The organism is uncultured Pontibacter sp. (assembly GCF_947502515.1).
Taxonomy (GTDB): domain Bacteria; phylum Bacteroidota; class Bacteroidia; order Cytophagales; family Hymenobacteraceae; genus Pontibacter.
Genome location: NZ_CANNAI010000003.1, coordinates 365,005 through 383,732 on the forward strand (window position 1 = coordinate 365,005; position 18,728 = coordinate 383,732).

Annotated in this window: 9 protein-coding genes; 5 read left to right on the top strand and 4 right to left on the bottom strand. The window is 49.6% G+C overall.

The window, feature by feature from the left end:
• Nucleotides 1–478: 478 nt before the first annotated feature.
• Genes Q1A54_RS10725 through Q1A54_RS10735 form a run of 3 tightly spaced genes read right to left on the bottom strand, consistent with a single transcriptional unit; the run spans nucleotide 479 to nucleotide 5,701 of the window.
• A complete protein-coding gene (locus tag Q1A54_RS10725) occupies nucleotides 479–1,891 on the bottom strand; it encodes a DUF4932 domain-containing protein (protein ID WP_299987590.1) in 1,413 nt (470 codons plus the stop codon).
• Nucleotides 1,892–1,916: 25 nt separating this feature from the next.
• Complete coding sequence (locus Q1A54_RS10730; protein ID WP_299987593.1) at nucleotides 1,917–3,302, bottom strand: S41 family peptidase; 1,386 nt, start codon at nucleotides 3,300–3,302, stop codon at nucleotides 1,917–1,919.
• 41 nt (nucleotides 3,303–3,343) lie between these two features.
• The gene (locus Q1A54_RS10735) at nucleotides 3,344–5,701 is read right to left on the bottom strand and encodes an ABC transporter permease (protein WP_299987595.1); all 2,358 of its coding nucleotides are present in this window, start codon (nucleotides 5,699–5,701) and stop codon (nucleotides 3,344–3,346) included.
• 288 nt (nucleotides 5,702–5,989) lie between these two features.
• Here Q1A54_RS10735 and Q1A54_RS10740 point away from each other — a divergent pair, with 288 nt between their 5' ends.
• The 3 genes from Q1A54_RS10740 to cfa all read left to right on the top strand — a co-directional run bounded on the left by Q1A54_RS10740 (nucleotide 5,990) and on the right by cfa (nucleotide 9,921).
• Nucleotides 5,990–7,366 (top strand): sigma-54 dependent transcriptional regulator, encoded by a 1,377-nt coding sequence (locus Q1A54_RS10740; protein ID WP_299987598.1) that lies wholly within the window; start codon nucleotides 5,990–5,992, stop codon nucleotides 7,364–7,366.
• The gene (locus tag Q1A54_RS10745) at nucleotides 7,356–8,714 is read left to right on the top strand and encodes an ATP-binding protein (RefSeq protein ID WP_299987600.1); all 1,359 of its coding nucleotides are present in this window, start codon (nucleotides 7,356–7,358) and stop codon (nucleotides 8,712–8,714) included. The genes Q1A54_RS10740 and Q1A54_RS10745 overlap by 11 nt, the downstream gene beginning before the upstream one ends.
• An 85-nt stretch (nucleotides 8,715–8,799) precedes the next feature.
• Nucleotides 8,800–9,921 (top strand): cyclopropane fatty acyl phospholipid synthase, encoded by a 1,122-nt coding sequence (gene cfa / locus Q1A54_RS10750; RefSeq protein WP_299987603.1) that lies wholly within the window; start codon nucleotides 8,800–8,802, stop codon nucleotides 9,919–9,921.
• A 179-nt stretch (nucleotides 9,922–10,100) separates the two neighbouring features.
• Here the strand turns inward: cfa and Q1A54_RS10755 are convergent, their stop codons facing one another.
• Nucleotides 10,101–13,223 carry a T9SS-dependent M36 family metallopeptidase gene (locus Q1A54_RS10755; protein WP_299987606.1) on the bottom strand — a complete coding sequence of 1,041 codons (3,123 nt, stop codon included), beginning with the start codon at nucleotides 13,221–13,223 and terminating at the stop codon, nucleotides 10,101–10,103.
• Nucleotides 13,224–13,656: 433 nt separating this feature from the next.
• Between Q1A54_RS10755 and Q1A54_RS10760 the strand changes: the two genes are divergently transcribed.
• Entirely contained in the window at nucleotides 13,657–15,558 is a 1,902-nt protein-coding gene (locus tag Q1A54_RS10760; RefSeq protein WP_299987609.1) for a DNA polymerase III subunit gamma/tau, read from the top strand.
• A 134-nt stretch (nucleotides 15,559–15,692) separates the two neighbouring features.
• Nucleotides 15,693–18,659 (top strand): M16 family metallopeptidase, encoded by a 2,967-nt coding sequence (locus tag Q1A54_RS10765; RefSeq protein ID WP_299987612.1) that lies wholly within the window; start codon nucleotides 15,693–15,695, stop codon nucleotides 18,657–18,659.
• Nucleotides 18,660–18,728 lie beyond the last annotated feature (69 nt).

The window sequence follows — 18,728 nt, forward strand, 5'->3', positions numbered from 1 at the left end:
TTATAATGTGTTATAGATGATTTTTTATTTCGCTTTTAATTGATGTTGTTTCTTTCTCTCACCTGCTAGCCTGGTCTCAACTTAATATCTGCCAGCCTGTTGAAAGCGTATAAGAAAGATCAATGCCAAAAAGTTAATTAGCTGAAAATCAATGTATTAAGCAGAACCCATTTTTATACCTGTTCGCTTTCGATACACATGCACCTGATACATCTGTGCGCTTATGAGACAGCCTGTTTCCTGCAAATTCATCGTTTGGACGCTGCTATCAACAGTTGCAATTCACATAAAAAAAGCCCTGCAAGCTGGTTGCTTGCAGGGCTGGTTACTGGCTTTGATCATCGTATACCTAGAAACAAGATGTGATTGGGACTATTACAGTTGCTTTACCGGGAACTACACATGCGGGTATCATTGCCATAGCCTACCATAAAGCAAACAATGGTGTTTTCCATTATGGATGAATCAGTTTACCTCGTTAAAGTTTTGCTTGCACGTCTTTGCTCCAGTCCAGCAGGTTAGTGTATAGTTCGTCTATGCTTATCTGTGGATTTTCCTTGTAGAGCGAGATCAGTTTTTGGTTAAAGTCTCCAAAGCGGATAAAGCCTCTCTTCTGCTCCATCTGGTGTTCCATTATAGGTATAAAAGTGGCGTTGTCTTCAGCAGAGAACTTGTCCAGGCAATAAAGAGAATAGATGCCCCAGGTCATGTACTCATTGAACACGTTATAAGGCGAGCCATAGGCGCTGGTACCATTACTTTCCACTACCCACTTTGCTCTGTCTGCAAAAATCTCGTTTATCTGCTTCGTATACTTATCTGATGTCGGGTTCACGAAGTTGTGGTCTATCTCGGTGAACACTACACGCGTGTTTCGCATCTCGTTTACCTTTTCGTTATACTTCGGATTAAGGTCTGCCCTCTTCACAAACATGACCGTCTGGTTAAAGCCATTATCTTCAAAACCCATAGTGGAATGAGCGCCACCTACCAACGGCGAGAAAGTAACCCGGTAATTGCCATACTTAAACCCAAACATTTTTTCCAGCCACTCCTGCTGCTGCACGATCGGGTTTTGGGTGCGGTACGTTTGCATAAGCTCGTTGTAGTATGGCTGATGCTGTTTGTAAAACTCCCGGAAGTTCGATTTTTTGGCGAAGTCTTCTATCAAAGCCCGGTTAACCAGTATTGGATCATCCTGATTACTAAAGCCCATTTTCTGGATGATCCCTTCATTTTTGATGCTTCCTTTCTTATCGAATACATAGGCGCAGGCGTTCATTTTCATAGCATAGTAGTACCAGTAGCTCTCATTGTCAAACACTTTGGTGATATGCCGGTTCACCACATCCATGATCGGGTGGTTCTTGTAGGGTGCAAAATGCGCCATCACTTCCTTGTGGTAAGGTGTAGTCATATCCACCATGTTGGAGTCCTGCTGCCCTATGCTAGAGATTGCCACCAGGATGTTCGCCAGTTCATGCACTTCCGGCACTTCAACGCTAAACTTGCCCTGGTGCTCACGAATGTACTTCTTCGTAAAGTTCACATTCTTCGGAACACCCACAATCTCGGTCAGCGCTTTTTCCTTTCCTTTTTGCAGCACATAAAACTGTATGGTGTCGCCAACTTTTACATTAAAAGTGATCGAATCCACATCTGTAACGAAGGCTACTTTAGTCACTTTTTGATTGCACTCTACGGACAGTCGATCTGGCTTCTGCTCCGGTGATATTTTCCAGTCAGCGTGCCTTTCGGTACCATTCAGCACATAGGTGATGGTTTCTACATTCGATTTTATACCTGGTAGCTCTTTTACTTGCTGAGCATAACACGCGGATGTACCTGCAGCCAGCATCAGGGCCAGCGCGTACTTTGGTAAGCTTTTCATTAAGTTTTATTTTGGGATTTAGGGTTTACTTAGCGGCTAATTTTTGACTTTTCAGGTGCTTCAGGGCACGCTCCAGCACTGGATCCTTCTTCTGGATGTAATCCTGCAGCGTCCTTTTTACTTCTATGTCGGGTTTTACGCCATAGCCTACAAACTCACGGCCGTCAGGATATGTGTCTTTCTTCGTACAGATCCTGGCACCTCCTCCCCCAGGCAGCTCGAACATAAAAGGTTGGCCTGTGCTTCCAAAGGAGTTCTCACCAATTTTGGTCATGTGCTTCTGGTTATCGGCGTAGATGAGAAAATCTTCGGCGGCAGAGGCTGTATTATGCCCGATGAGTATAGCGGTGGGCACAATTACCTTCTCGCTCTGTTTTACTTTATTCTGGGCCGGACTATAGTCAAACTCATGCATCAACCTGTCCTGGAAAGCGTTCAACGATTTAGCAGCCCAGGCATTATTAACTGTATCTTTTGGAGCTGTAAATGCACCCCATGCCTTAAAGCTGGCCAGGTGCTGGCGTGTGGAGTTTTTCGAACCGAACAGCAGCGTATCGGGGCTCAGGTAATCGAGAATCTCACGGCCTATGGATGTAGAACCACCACCGTTAGAGCGCAGGTCTATTATCAGGGCTTTCGCTTTGCGCAGCTCAGGCAGCTTCTCCAGGAACAGCTCATTTATCTTCGGATCATGGAAGCCATTCAGGGCCAGGTAAGCAGTCTGGTCCGGGTACCACTTCAGGGTCAGCAGTTCCCGCTTTTCAACGGAAGGGAATACTTCCTTCTCGGCAGTTTTGGCATGCGTGAGTGTCAACGCCTTCACCTTCCCTTTCGGGGTTCTGTAGGTGATGTCATACTTTTCCCCTTTCAGGCCTTTCAGCATATTACTAACAGCCCAATCCATTAGCACATAATCCGTAGACGAGGAAATATAAGGCAACACGTGCTGCTTCAGATAATCCGCTGTCGGTTGTCCGTTTACCTCAATTATCTCACTGCCCACCGGCACCTCATCTTTTATGCTGAGGTTGGTCCGCGTCACAATGGCTTTGTTATCGATGTTGCTCAGGAAGATCCTGTACTTGCCAAACATGTCGTTGTATAGCAGGGTATCTACACTTTTCGGGAAATAGATGTTGGTGTGACCGTCGTTGAGCAGAGCACAGAACTTCTGCAACTCACGGTAGTACTCGTAATCGTTACTGGTGTTTTGTACTTTGGTAATCGCTTCGCGGTAGGCATTGTCCCACTTGGTCCGATCTACCTTATCCAGGTATACGAAGTTATAGTTTGCTTCCTGCCAGAACTTCGACAGCCCGTATACTTTATCAGTAGCAGACAGCGTGTTAGGAACCTGAGCTTTCGCGACAAAACTTGTCAGCAACACCAGCAATAGGAGGTACTTTTTCATAGAGTTATTTTATACTTTTGGCTTGATTTTACTTTAATGACCTACTCCGTCCGCAGCGAACCGATCGGGTCGGCCATGGCTGTTTTGATGGCGTGGAAACTGAGTGTGAGCATGGCGATGATGATGGTGGCAGCAAAGGCTGATGCGAAGATCCACCAGCTTAGTTCGGTACGGTGGGCATAATCGCTGAGCCAGGAGTTCATCATGTACCAAGTCAAAGGCAGCGCAATAACATTGGCGATGAGCACCAGTTTCAGGAAGTCTTTGCTAAGCATGAACACGATACCCGACACTGACGCACCCAGCACCTTGCGCACACCGATCTCTTTTTTGCGCTGCTCAGCTGTAAACAGCGCCAGTCCAAAAAGACCGAGGCAGGAAATGACGATGGCTATACCTGCAAAATAATTGGTCAGCTTTGCGATGATGACCTCACTCTTGTATATGCGTTCAAAAACATCATCCAGGAAGTGATATTCAAAAGGGAAAGCCGGATTATACTTTTGCAACACTCCTTCGATGCCGGCAAGCGCACTTGATGTGTTTCCGGGCTCTACCCTGGCATACAGGTAGCTGACGTTATCCGGATCAAGCTTGATGATAAGAGGAGCAGCACCAACCTGCATTCTCCTGGATTGGAAATTCTCGATCACGCCAATAATGCGTCCTTCCACACCCCACAACTTAAGCCACTGGCCCACTGGCTCACTCATCTGCATCAGCCGGACCGCCTCTTCGTTTATGACATAGTTGGCAGTGTCTGCGCCAAAGTCCTTTGAGAAGGTTCTTCCTTCCTTTAGTCTCATACCCATGGCCTCAATTAAGCCGTAGTCCACGTGCATAAAATCTATCAGCACATCTGCTCCGGGCTCCTTCCCCTTCCACTCCACATCGCCCGTGTTAGAGCCCATCCACAGTGGGTTTTGGTCTGATGCCGCTACTGCCGAAACACCATTTATTTTCAGCATGTCTTGTTTTATAATTTCGAGGCGGTCTCTTATCTGTCCTTCTATAGGTATGAGCACCACGTTTTCGCGCTGTAAACCGATGTCTTTGGTGCGAATGAAATGCAGTTGCAGGTATACGACCAGCGTACACACGATCAGCAATGCCGACAGCATGAACTGAAACACCACCAGCCCTTTGCGGAAGAGGGTAACACGATCGTTGAGCTTCACCGTGCCTTTGAGCACCACTACCGGATCGAAGGAGGATAGGAAGAAGGCCGGATAGCTGCCCGACACAATGCCAGTGAACAAAGCAACTCCTATGAGCAGGAGGATAATTTCAGGGTCGGTCAGATCAAAAACTACAGCCTTTCCTGTGATTTCATTAAAAGCCGGCACCAGCATGCCTGTCAGGTTGGCGGCTATAAAGAGTGCCAGAAAAGCGATCAGCACTGATTCGATCATAAACTGCCGCACCAGTGAGCCTTTGCTGGCGCCTATGGCTTTGCGAACGCCTACCTCCTTTGCCCGCTTGGCAGACCGTGCCGTGGCCAGGTTCATAAAATTGATGCAGGCGATCAGCAGCAGGAAAACAGCCACTACCGAAAAGAGCCTGACATACATGATCACCCCGCTCTCTGTTTTCCCTTTCCGAAAGTCGGAGTACAGGCGAATATCTTTTACAGGCTGTGCAAACAAGTCTGTATCACGGGTACCTTTATCGCCCTGTTTTAGGAAGAGCTTGATCTTGTCGTTGAAAGCTTCGACATCAACCCCAGGCTGTAGCTGCACATAGGTCCGTATGGAGTAGTTGCCCCATTCATTGATCCAACTATGTTGCGCTTCGTAATCCACAAAAGGCATGATATAGTCAAACTGAAGGGAAGAGTTTTTCGGCACTGCGTGCATCACGCCCGATACGGTATAGCTTTCGACATTATTCAGCTTCACCATGTTGCCTACCACCTCGGTGGTTCCGAATAATTTTCGGGCCAGGCTATCGCTGATGACTACTGACTTGGGTTGCATGAGTACTTGTGCTGCGTCGCCGTGCAGCAGCGGGAAAGAGAATACCTGAAAGAAGGTGGAGTCGGCATAGTAGCCTTTTCCCTTTATTGCCTTCTCTTCATAGCTGAACAGATTTTCCTGATCCCAGGTCACACGAACGGCATGCTGCACCTCCGGAAGTTCCTGTTGCATGGCCAGCCCCAACCTGCCCGGTCCGGACTCTGTCGTCAGGTCATCGGAGCCAGGGTAATGCTGCCTGCCCATCACCCGGTATAGCTGATCCACATTGGTATGAAAACGGTCAAAACTTAACTCATCCTTCACCCACAGCAGAATCAGGATGCTACAGGTCATACCCAGGGCAAGTCCTGAGACATTGATCAGGGAGAAACCTTTGTGCCGCAGCAGGTTGCGGTAAGCCATTTTGAGATAGTTCTTCAGCATAGTTTTTCCTATTATCTCGTCAAGTTCTTTCTTCAGAATACCAAGCAGCATATATTTCCGTGGAGTATCTCTGAATAAGTAAGAAATAAAAATGCCATAATCACAAACTATTGATTTTAAGCCAAATACACGGAAACATCAGCAACAGGGTGTCCGCTTCTGATACACTTTCCGACGATACACCTGTGCGCTTTCGCAACACATCATGAAGGACACAAAAAATTGATTTTACCTAAGGTAAAATTGCGAAATACTAATTATCTTCGAATTGAAATTTAACTTTTGCATATGGCTGCAGTTAAAAACGGACGGGTATTGGTAGTCGACGATGAGGCAGATGTGCTCTTCGCCATGAAAATGCTTTTGAAGACCGAAGTGAAGGAAGTGGTGACCGAGAAGAACCCGGAGAACCTGGTGAAGCTGCTGGATAAAGAGCGTTTTGACGTCATCTTCCTGGACATGAACTTCAAAAGCGCCTTGCATACCGGTAACGAGGGCATCTACTGGCTGCGCCAGATATTGCAGCAAGACCCGAATGCGACTGTGATTCTGATCACGGCCTATGGCGATGTAGAACTGGCGGTGCGCTCCCTCAAAGAAGGCGCCTATGATTTTATTGTAAAGCCCTGGCATAACGATAAACTGCTCGAGACACTGCACCACGCTCTGGAGTCCAAGCAGTTGAAACAGAAAGGCCAGCCTTCGAAGCGTAAAACAGATAGCACCACCCCTATACTAGGCGAATCGGACGCCATACGGGAGGTACTGTATAAGATCGACAAGATAGCGCCTACAGAAGCCAATGTATTGATACTGGGCGAAAACGGTACCGGCAAAGAGCTGGTAGCACAGGCCCTGCACCAGAAGTCCTTTCGGGCCGACAAGCCTTTTGTGAGTGTAGATGTAGGTGCCCTAACCGATTCACTGTTTGAGAGTGAGCTGTTCGGGTATAAGAAAGGAGCCTTTACCGACGCCAAAGAAGACCGCATTGGTCGCTTTGAAGCGGCCAACGGCGGTACGCTGTTTCTGGATGAGATCGGTAATATTTCGCTGCCCATGCAGGCCAAGCTGCTCACGGTGCTGCAAAACCGGCAGGTAACACCCTTGGGTTCTAACCAGCCTATACCTGTCGATATCCGACTGATCACAGCGACCAATGCGCCCATTTACCAGTTGGCGGCCCAGAACCAGTTTCGCAAAGACTTGATCTACCGCATTAACACGGTCGAGATCCTACTGCCACCACTGCGTGAACGCGGCGCCGATGTGGAACTGCTGGCGCAGCACTTTGCTGCTTACTATGCACCTAAAAATCATAAGGCTATACCTTCGTTTGATCCTGCCACGCTCAAGAAACTACGACAGCACGCCTGGCCAGGCAACATCCGTGAGCTGCAACACGCCGTGGAGCGGGCCATCATCATGGCCGAGGGCAATGTGCTGCAACCGCAGGACTTCAGCTTCTCGGCCATGGAGTTTGATACACCACAAACCATACCTGCCGGTGCACTGGTGTTTGATCAGCAGTTGCCGCTCAGCGAGATCGAGCGGGAAACGATCCGCCGTGTGATCGAGAAGAACAAAGGCAATATCTCTAAATCAGCCAAGGAACTCGGCCTTACCCGCACTGCGCTATACCGCCGCCTGAACAAGCATGAAATTTAAGCGCCTCGAATTTGGCCTCCTGATCCGGTTCACCCTGCTGCTGGGCATGATGCTGCTGACCTCGCTATACCTGGTGCAGTTCACCTGGCTGCAGGTTGGTTCCGGCATTCTGGTGATGCTGGCGCAGGTATGGGAACTAGCCAACTATGTGACCCGAAGCAATTATGAAATGGCTAAGTTTCTGCAGGCAGTCAGGCAGCGGGACTTTACGCAGCAGTTTAACGAGAACCCTTCCAATCACTCGCTACGGCCGCTTCACCAGGCCTTCAATCAGATCAGCCATACCTTTAAGCAGCTGGAAATCGAGAAGGAGGCGCAGTTTCAGTACATGCAGACCATCCTGCAGCTCATCGACACCGGCATCATGGCTTATGATGAAGAGGGCCAGGTGGAGTGGGTGAACGATGCTTTCAAGAACATTCTGGGTATACCCCACCTCAAAAGCCTCGATAACCTGGAGCGTCGCTACCCGCAGCTACTGGAGGCGATCCTGGAGCTGCAGCCCGGCGAGAACAAACTGCTGAAGCAAAAGCTGCCACAGGGCAGCACCCAGCTTCTCCTCTCCGCCACAGCTTTTACCTTGCAAAGGCACCCCCTTACACTCGTCGCGATCAAAAACGTGAGTTCTGCCGTGGACGAAACTGAAACCGAAGCTTGGCAGAAACTGCTTCGTGTGATGACGCACGAGATCATGAACTCGGTGGCGCCCATTGCTTCCCTGGCCGACTCGCTGGGCAAGCACCTGCAGGCGGAGCGCGAAGAGCAGGAAGCACAGGGACAGCTTCTGCCAAACCATGAGCTGCTGCAGGATACGGAAGAAGGCATCTCCATCATCAAGAAGCGAAGCGAAGGCCTGCTACGCTTTGCCCACTTCTACCGCAACCTCAACAAGTCGCAGCAGATCCTGCTGACCACTGTTTATGTGAAGGAGTTGCTCAATAGCATTGATGCGCTTATGCGTCCGCGTCTGGATGAACAAGGTATAGCCCTCAGCTGCCAGGTGTCCTCGCCTGACCTGACCCTGAACGGCGATGTGAATTTGCTGGAGCAGGTGCTGATCAACCTCATCCTGAATGCGGCACGCGCTGTAAAAGAGGTGCCGGAACCACAGGTATGGCTTACTGCCGGTGAGTTGGAAAATGGCAAGGTGTACATCAAAGTGCGGGATAATGGAACAGGTATACCCGAAGAGCTGATGGAAAGCATTTTCATTCCGTTCTTCACGTCTCACAAAGATGGCTCAGGTATAGGCCTCAGCCTGGCCAAGCACATCATGCTGCTGCACAAAGGCTCCATTCAAGTCGAGTCGCAGGAAGGCGCAGGTTCCGTCTTCACCCTTACTTTCTAGCACAGCACACTCATTATTAACCATTTACTTTCTCTTTCGTTCATAGGCAAACGAGTATATACAGCACTCCAAATACTCCTGCCTTATGAAAAGCTCCTCTTTACAGCAGCAGGTGACTGCTATGCTGGCTACAGCCAATATCAAGGTCAATGGTCCTGATCCCTGGGACCTCCAGGTGCATGATGATCGCTTCTACAAACGGGTGCTTAGCCAGGGCTCCCTGGGCCTGGGTGAGGCCTACATGGACAGCTGGTGGGACTGCGCTCGGATAGACGAATTTGTGAACAAAGTAATGCGGGCCGACCTATACAAGAGAGCTCGCTTTGGGTGGAGGACTGTGCTGGAAGTGCTGCTGGCAAAGGCGCTGAACCTGCAGGCCAGAGGAAGAGCGGCACGTAATGCCCAACGCCACTACGACATCGGCAACGGTCTGTACCAGCGCATGCTTGACAAGCGCCTGGTCTACAGCTGTGCTTACTGGAAAGAGGCTGACAATCTGGACCAGGCACAGGAACATAAACTCGACCTCGTCTGCCGCAAACTACGGCTGCAGCCAGGACAGCGGGTGCTTGACATTGGCTGTGGCTGGGGAAGCTTCGCCAGGTATGCGGCTGAACGCTATGGTGTGGAAGTAGTGGGAGTTACCGTGTCGCGGGAGCAAGCTGCGCTGGCACGGGAACTTTGCAAAGGACTGCCCATCGAGATCCGGCTACAGGACTACCGCGATGTGCGGGAGCAGTTTGACCATGTGGTATCCATAGGTATGGCTGAGCATGTGGGCCTCCGTAACCACCGTACCTATATGCAAACGGCTGCCCGTTGCCTTAAGGATGATGGTCTGTTCCTGCTGCATACCATCGGCGTCAACTTTTCCAAGACCTCCCCCGACCCGTTCATCGACAAGTACATTTTCCTGAACTGCCTGATCCCATCGCTGCAGCAGCTCACTAGTGCTATGGAACACATCTTTGTGGTGGAAGACAAACACAACTTCGGCCCTGACTATGACCGAACCCTCATGGCATGGCACCACAACTTCAACCAGCACTGGCCAGAGTTGCAGGGAGAGTATGGCGAACGGTTCTACCGCATGTGGACTTACTACCTGCTCTCTAGCGCAGGCTCTTTTCGTGCACGAAACAACCAGTTGTGGCAGATGGTGCTATCCAAGAAAGGTATACCTGGCGGTTACGAAGCAGTGCGGTAGGTATAGGGATCAGGTATAGCAAGTCAAGATCTGATTTGATAAATCCCTACTAAGATCAAAGGGCGGTTTGAGCCGCTGGAGGAGGTGCTACAGTGGAGCCTCTTACAATCTATACCTAAAAAGCAAAGGCCGGCGAAATGAATCACCGGCCCCGCCTCGTTAGGATAGTTAAACACGCATTATTTTTGCATCACAATTCGGATAAAGGACACACCTTCATCTGTCACCAGTCTGGCGATGTACATACCACCTGCCAGCTTGCCTTTCTCGAACTGGTAAGTTTTATGCTCACCCGCTCTGCCAGTGCTCTGTGCCAGTACTGCTACTACAGCACCTCGCATATCCAGCACTTCCAGCTTATAGCTGCCGTCTTGCGTCAGCGTGAAGCCGATGTCAGTTTTGGCACCGAACGGGTTAGGTACAGCACGCAGGGACATTCTCTCTGCGCTAACTGTTTCACCTGTGATGGCAGCAGTACTTGTAACAGCCATACCGCAATCTCCCAGGTTGTCACCGTGCTGTAGGTGAGCTGCTACAGCAGCATGTGCCACCACAGTGGCTTTACCGTTATGACAAATGATTACCTTCGTATTTCTACTGTTGCCAGGCGTTTCACGTACTTCAATTACGTTGATGGTAACTGAGGCTGTGCGTGTACATCCGTTATCGTTTACAGCAGTAACCGTGAAGGTATAAGTACCTGCCTCTGTTGGAGTGAATACAGGGTTTGCAATGTTCGGATCGCTAAGACCGTCAGCAGGGCTCCAGGTATAGCTGAACGAAAGATCACCGTTTGCCTGCAGCATCACACTCTGTGCACCATAACCCAGGAAGATAGTGTTTGCATCGCCACCTGTGTATACATTGCTAGACTTCTGCACTGTGATAGTCGGTGCATCACATGCGTATACCGGAGGCAGGTCAAAGGCTTCCACTTGGTCAAATCTGTTTGTGTTTAAGCCCTGGCTTGCACTGTAACCCAAACCTCTCTTAGCAAAAGCTCTCCAGATCAGTTCCTGATTGGCACCACTATTGTTTAACTGGTCAGCCAACAGAATCGCATCGCGACCATCTACGAAGCCAGGACGGCAAGGCTGCATTTTCAGACCATCGATCACTAGTTGCATCGCCATGTTGTTACCTCCTGTACCATGGTAGATGTCCTCGTCAAAGCCATACTTGTCGATCAGCGCCCAAGTCATGTCCCAGAGCATTGTTGACCACACAAAGCCTATACCGTGTGGCTGGCTGATGGCCGCATTGTTGGTAGACTCATAGGTATGCGGGTTGATGCCGAAATCTGTGGAATATGGTGCAGGTCGTATACCATTTCCGTCAGTTGCCTGCCCCTGTGCATAGGTACCAATACCACGCTTCTTAGGGCCTGTGTCTCCTGGTCTCATGGTCATCATCAGGCCAAACCAGTCGCTCCAGCCTTCGCCCATTTGTTCTGCATTGTTCAGGCAGTTTGCTACCAAACGTCCACCTGTCAATCGGTTAGAGATACCGTGGCCATACTCGTGTACAATAATGCCGTTGTCAAAGTCACCGTCCAGTTCTGGGCGTCCATCGTCTTTAAGCGTTACCGTTACTTCCTGGTTTGCATCTAAGCGTGCTCTTATGGCTGCACCTGTCACGTCGCTAACCATAACAGAAGGAATGTTGATTGGCTCGGTTGGGTCACCTCCCATAATGATCGGAGCACCCGGTGCGTTGTTGATCACAATAACTGCAATGGCACCGGCAGCCTGCGCGAACTGCACTTTGTTTACAAAACTGCAGGTTCCTCTGTATACCACAGCGATATTACCGGCAATAGCGGCAGCGTTTGTGGCAGGGGCACAACCTTCGGCAGGTATAGCACTGCCATCGTTGTAAAGCACTAGTCTGCCCGTAAGAGGAGTGCTGTTAAGTCTCGGACCAAAGGCAGCTTGTATAGCAGGGTAAGAGCCGGCAATATCGCCAGGTGCTGTTACCCGGAACATATCGGCATCCGGCGGGCTAGACCAAAGGTACATCTGCATGCGTGGGGCAAACCCATCGGCGCCGGTTGCAAAGTTGGCATTGTTACGCGAAGTACCATTACGATTGTCCTGCGCTTCGGCTAACACTGGGTCGCTTTGAGCGCCTCCTCTGCCAAAGTTGTCGTACTGGAAGTTACCACTTTCTTCGTCGAAGCCATACTGGTACCACACATCGTGAATGATGTTGTTCCAATAAAACAGGTTGGTGATGGCGGCATCGCGATAAGTTACAGGAGCCTGGTTAAAATCGATCGGGAAGTCGAAGTTGAGTTCAGGTCCGCCGTCAGGGCTATAGTTTGTAGTGTAGTTGTTGTTGTTATTCGGGTCTTCATAAGCAAACACGTTGTTACCGCGTGTTCTGGTATCTAAACCCGGAGCCACAGGCAGGTAATGCCAGCCATTAGGAGAAGCCACCTGATCAGCTACTGATGTGCTTACAAATTCTCGCGGACCGTGAGAAGGGCTCTCAATTGGCATTGGGAACACATTATAGCCACTAGCTGCTTTTGCTGCCGGTGCAGCCACATAAGGCGACATCAGAGCGTGGCTATGCTCGTCGTGCATAAACTTACCACCCGGGCCATCGTTCTCAAACTGGCAGTGCACCACCATGTTGTCTTTATCTAAGACTTCACCTGTGTTGGCATCCATTCTAATGTTCCACCAGTTTTGAGCATCCAGTTCATAAATCGACACTTCCCAGGCTAGTCTCAGGCTGCCATCTTCCATAGGCTGGTATACTAACTTGGCAGGTATAGACTCTAATGAAATTCCGCCATTTGAAAACAGAACTTCTTTGTTATCCCCCTCCCCTCTTTCGATTACAGTTAACGAACCTCTGAGCGGAGTTTTCAGGTAGCCAGCCGCAGCAGCTACCGCTTGCTCTGCACTCATAGGTGATTGCATCGTTTTGGCTCGCATGGCTTGTTTAGCCAATCCCTTTTTAAAGCCTTTGCCGACTGCTACCACATTTTCATTTTGATCAAGACTAATGGTAGAGATCGCTCCGGATATTTCTATACCCTGGTGCAGCTGTTTTACATAGTAGTGCTTCAAGCCTTTCTTTTTGCTATCCGACACACTGCTTACCTCTAGCTCGGCTATATCAGCGTCTTCCAACTCCAGCTTCTGCTTGTTCTTCTTGATGTGCTCCAACGCAGCTGCTGGCAGTGGTTTCTTTTCAGGTTTTCCTTTGCCCTGCCCGTAGGATAGTGTAGCGCCTAGAAGCATGACCATAATCATGGCGAGCCTCATACTTTTCTGTAAAGTTTTCTTCATAATAGTGTTTCATTAAAGTTTAGAGATAGATTTAGATATGTAAAATACACCTACGAATACTATAACAAATGTTATATATTATTTAATATATTTTATATCAAAATATTAACTTATTAAAAGTAAAGCATTTATACACAATAAAACAGGAATCATTGCCACTTAAAGTAACTATGAATATATTTATATTATATTATACTTAATTTACATTAAACTTTCAAACACTATTATGAGGGCATTCTGAAAAGAATAAAGTAGGAGAAAAGTAAACATATAAAATTTTTTATATTATAAATAAATAAACTAAGTCGCTATATGATATCACATTGTAGAATTGCAGGCGCGCCACCAATACAAACTTTGTGGATAACCCCTTGGAAAACTACTGGATAAAAAGCTCTCCCATCTGAGCTTCAGATTGATTATCTTTGTAGTAATGGAAAATTTTGTAGTATCAGCGCGTAAATACCGTCCGTCCACGTTCGATAGCGTGGTAGGGCAGCACCATATCACTAACACACTCAAGAATGCGATTAGCAGCCATCATCTGGCGCAGGCATTTTTGTTCTGTGGGCCGCGTGGTGTGGGTAAAACAACCTGTGCCCGTATCCTGGCAAAGACCATTAACTGCCAGAACATCACCCCGGAGGTGGAAGCCTGCAACGAGTGCGAATCGTGCCGCAGCTTTAACAGCAACAGTTCGTTCAACATACACGAACTCGATGCTGCCTCTAACAACTCTGTGGAGGACATCCGAAACCTGGTGGAGCAGGTGCGCTACGCTCCTCAAACCGGCAAGTACAAAATCTACATCATAGATGAGGTGCACATGCTCTCGAACCAGGCTTTCAATGCTTTTTTGAAGACGCTGGAGGAGCCGCCTGCCTATGCCATTTTTATACTGGCGACCACGGAACGCCACAAGATCATTCCGACCATTCTGTCGCGCTGCCAGATCTTCGACTTCAACCGGATCCGGATCGAGGACATGGTGCGCCACCTGGGTAATATCGCTCAAAAGGAAAGTATACAGGCAGAACCCGATGCATTGCACCTGATCTCGCAGAAAGCCGACGGTGCACTGCGCGATGCTTTGTCGATCTTCGACCAGATGGTAACCTTCTCGGGCAGCAACGTGACTTACAAGGCAACGGTCGAGAACCTGCACATCCTGGATTACGATTACTACTTCCGACTCACCGACCACCTGCTGGAGCAGAACCTTTCGGGTTCGCTGCTGTTGTTCGATGAGATTCTGAAGAACGGTTTCGACTCGCACAATTTCCTGATCGGTATAGGCGAGCATTTCCGCAGCCTGCTGGTTTGCAAAGACCCGCAGACGGTACAATTGCTGGAGGTGTCGGATAATATCAAAGCGAAATATGCCGAACAATCGCAGAAGTCGTCCGTGTCGTTCCTGCTTTCAGGGCTGAACCTGGTGAGCACCTGCGACACCAATTACAAGAGCAGCAAGAATCAGCGTCTGCATGTGGAGCTGTGCCTGATGAAGATGGCGCATTTGAACGCGGCCTTTAGTTTTGCACAGGAAGGAGCTGAGTTAAAAAAAGCTAAGGTAGCAGCCCCGGCACCAGCCGCTACCAAGCCAGCAGGTGCCCCGGCTATACCTTCGGCGGCGATGCAGCAGCCAGCTACCGGCACGGTGCCATCGGCGGCCATGCAAGGCAGTGGCGGTATACCTTCCGTTGGCTTGCAGCAGCCGCACCAGCAGGGCCACGTGCCTTCGCAGGATTTGCAGCAGCCACCTAAGCCGCAGCAGGTCACACCAGACGCCCACCTGACACCGCCTCAGGCACAGGCAGCTCCGGAGCCAGTCGCAAAGCGTCCGTCTATACCTGTACCACCTCAAAAGAAACTGGGCAAACTGCCTAGCCTGAAGGACCTGCAGAATCCACCTGCAGCAGTGGCCGATGTGGCTGTAGCGGAAGAAGAGGAAGAAGTAGGCTACGGGGTCGCCACACCACTTGATCAAGCCCGGTTGAACACTGTATGGCATGCGATCCTCCGCCGCAAGAAGGCGGAAAACATGATGGAGTATACCTTGCTTAACCGCCAGTTTCACATCGGGGAAGATAACGAGATCGTCCTGCACCTGGAGAATCATGTGATGATGGACCAGTTCACCAGCCTACGCCCGGAGATACTCCGCGAACTGAAAGCACAGACTGGTAACCGCAGCATCAAGCTGAGAGCTGAAGTAATAGAGGTACAGGACGAAAGAAAACTTTACACTTCACAGGACAAATTCAACTACCTGGCCGAGAAATATCCGGTGCTCGTCGATTTGAAGCAGCGCTTCGGTCTTGATACTGACTTCTAATTCAGGAAAAATTTTATATTTGTAAAGTTCTAATTAAAACACAAGGTGGGTCATGAGGTTTTCTTCTTGGAAACTTCGTGACTTAGCCTTTTTTGTGTTACTGTACCCTATAACTGTATCCTAACTGAAAACCCATGAAAAAAGGATTATCGCTGTTTCTGGTTGCGTCGGCGCTCTCGCTCACACAATGCAAGAACGAAACGTATCAAACCCAGTCAGCCGGCGAAACCACAGCTACTGCTGCGAGCAAAGATGCGCTGACAGATTATACCTACGAAACCGTTCCAAACGACCCGCTCAACGCCCGCGTCTATACCTTGCGTAATGGCCTGAAGGTATACCTGACGGATTATGAAGATGCGCCGCGTGTGCAGACTTTTATAGCGGTACGCGCCGGCAGCAAGAACGACCCAGCCGATGCAACCGGCCTGGCCCACTACCTCGAGCACATGGTATTCAAAGGCACCAGCCAGCTTGGCACACAGGATTGGCAAAAAGAAAAAGCAGAACTGGACAAAATCGAGGCGCTGTATGAGCAACATCGCAATACCACCGACCCTGCGCAGCGCAAAAAAATCTACCACCAGATCGACTCCATCTCGGGTGTGGCAGCCACTTACGCCGTGGCCAACGAGTATGACAAGATCCTGGGTGCAATTGGCGCCAAAGGAACCAACGCCTATACCTCAGTAGAGCAGACAGTTTATACCAATGACGTTCCGAGCAACCAGTTGGAGCGCTGGGTGGCTTTAGAAGCACACCGTTTCGGCGAGCTAGTGCCGCGCCTGTTCCACACGGAGTTGGAGGCGGTATACGAAGAGAAGAACCGTACCCTCGACAACGACGGCTGGAAAGTGATGGAGACGCTGAATGCGGCGATGTTCCCAACGCACCAGTACGGCACACAGACTACCATCGGTACAATCGAGCACCTCAAAAACCCTTCGATCACAGAGATCAAGAAATACTTTGATGCCTACTATGTACCGAACAACATGGCCATCGCGCTGAGCGGAGACATTGATTTTGACCAAACGATCCGCATGATCGACGAGCACTTCGGCAAACTGAAGCCTAGCACGGCCCCTACCTTCACGGTAGCACAGGAAAAGCCGATTGCACAGCCAATCATCAAAGAAGTGACTGGTCCGAGCGCAGAGAACATTTCGATCGCTTACCGCTTCCCGGGTATGAGCTCACGCGATGCGCAGGTGCTAAGCATGATCAGCGCCATCCTCTACAACGGACAGGCCGGCCTGATCGACCTCAACCTGAACCAGCAGCAGAAAGTACTGCAGGCCTATGGCTATGATAACCAGATGAAAGACTACTCTGTGTTCCGCTTGGGTGGCTCGCCACGTCAGGGTCAGACACTGGACCAGGTTAAAGATTTGCTTCTGGCACAAGTGGAGCTGGTGAAGCAGGGCAAGTTTGACGACGACCTGATTCCAGCTATTATCAATGACAACAAGATCAGCCTGATGCGTGCCTACGAGCGCAACTCAGACCGTGCCGATGCTTTCGTGACGGCCTTTATATATGACATTCCGTGGGCTGACTACGTGAACCGTCCAGAGCAATTTGCGAAGATCACCAAGCAGGATGTGATGGCAGTAGCCAACAAATACCTCAACAACAACTACGTGCAGGTATACAAGCGCACCGACAAGAACGCCGCTAGCCTTAAAGTAGAAAAGCCAAGCATCACACCGGTACCAGTGAACCGTGAGGCGCAGTCAGCTTACTACAGTGAGTTCATGGCCAAAGGTCCTTCTGAACTTTCGCCGGTGTTTGTAGACTACAAGACAGATATCAAAGAGGCCAAGCTGAAAAATAACATTCCGCTGCTATACACCAAGAACAACGAGAACGGTCTGTTCCAGATGTATTACATCCTGGATATGGGCAGCGACAACGATCCGAAGTTAGGTATGGCTGTGAACTACCTCAAGTTCCTGGGCAACGACAAGTATACAGCAGAAGAGCTGAAGAAGGAGTTCTACAAGTTGGGCACTTCTTTCAACGTGTCTGCTTCAGGCGACCAGGTATACGTGTCGCTCTCTGGCCTTGACGAGAACTTTGAGCCGGCGCTGGCCCTGTTTGAGAGCGTACTGCAGAATCCGAAAGCAGACCAGAAAGCATTGGATGATATGGTACAGGGAATGCTGAAAGCCCGCAATGACGCAAAGCTGAACAAAGGCGTGATTCTGAACCAGGCGCTAGTGAACTACGCCAAGTACGGCCCTAAAAATCCTTTCACATCAGTGCTTTCTGAGAAAGAACTGAAGGCTGTGAAGCCACAGGAACTGGTGAACCTCATCAAGAGTATCCCGACTTATGAGCACCGCGTGCTGTACTATGGCCCACGTGAAACCGACAAACTGGTAGCGACGCTCAATGCCGGCCACATTGTGCCAGCCAAACTGAAGCCGGTGCCGGCTGAGAAGGTATACGCTGAGCTAGACATTAAGCAGCCAATGGTATACTGGGTGGATTACAACATGGTGCAGGCTGAGTTGATGTTCCTGACGAAAGCAGATGCCTTTAACAAAGCCATGGTGCCGACCATCCGCTTGTACAACCAATACTTCGGTGCAGGTATGAGCTCAATCGTGTTCCAGGAACTGCGTGAGTCAAAAGCACTCGCCTACTCAGCTTACTCCAGCTACAGCACTGCTGCAAAGAAAGACCGCTCGAACTACATCATGTCGTACATTGGTACGCAGTCAGATAAGTTGCCAGAGGCGATGGCAGGTATGCAGGAGCTCCTGACAAACATGCCACTAGCCGATCAGAATTTCGAGCTAGCGAAAGCTTCGCTGCGCAACAGCATTTCTTCAGAGCGCATCACCAAGTCTTCTATCCTGTTCGACTACGAACGTGCCAAGCGCCTCGGTCTGGACTATGACATCCGCAAAGACGTGTATGAAAGCGCCAACAGCCTGACCTTCGACCAACTGCAGGCCTTCCAGAAGAAATATGTGAGCGGCCAGCCACAGGCAATTCTGGTAATCGGTTCAAAAGACAGACTGAACTTCAAAGAGCTGGAGAAATACGGCAAAGTGAAGCAACTATCACTAGAGGAAGTATTTGGGTACTAAGCCTTCGTGCTATACCTTGTAAACAAAAGCGGCAGCCTGTATGGGCTGCCGCTTTTGTTTACTTTAAAT

Coding starts and splice junctions, on each gene's coding strand:
- Q1A54_RS10725 (WP_299987590.1), bottom strand. CDS start 1,891: ATGAAAAGCTTACCAAAGTACGCGCTGGCCCTGATGCTGGCTGCAGGT.
- Q1A54_RS10730 (WP_299987593.1), bottom strand. CDS start 3,302: ATGAAAAAGTACCTCCTATTGCTGGTGTTGCTGACAAGTTTTGTCGCG.
- Q1A54_RS10735 (WP_299987595.1), bottom strand. CDS start 5,701: ATGCTGAAGAACTATCTCAAAATGGCTTACCGCAACCTGCTGCGGCAC.
- Q1A54_RS10740 (WP_299987598.1), top strand. CDS start 5,990: ATGGCTGCAGTTAAAAACGGACGGGTATTGGTAGTCGACGATGAGGCA.
- Q1A54_RS10745 (WP_299987600.1), top strand. CDS start 7,356: ATGAAATTTAAGCGCCTCGAATTTGGCCTCCTGATCCGGTTCACCCTG.
- cfa (WP_299987603.1), top strand. CDS start 8,800: ATGAAAAGCTCCTCTTTACAGCAGCAGGTGACTGCTATGCTGGCTACA.
- Q1A54_RS10755 (WP_299987606.1), bottom strand. CDS start 13,223: ATGAAGAAAACTTTACAGAAAAGTATGAGGCTCGCCATGATTATGGTC.
- Q1A54_RS10760 (WP_299987609.1), top strand. CDS start 13,657: ATGGAAAATTTTGTAGTATCAGCGCGTAAATACCGTCCGTCCACGTTC.
- Q1A54_RS10765 (WP_299987612.1), top strand. CDS start 15,693: ATGAAAAAAGGATTATCGCTGTTTCTGGTTGCGTCGGCGCTCTCGCTC.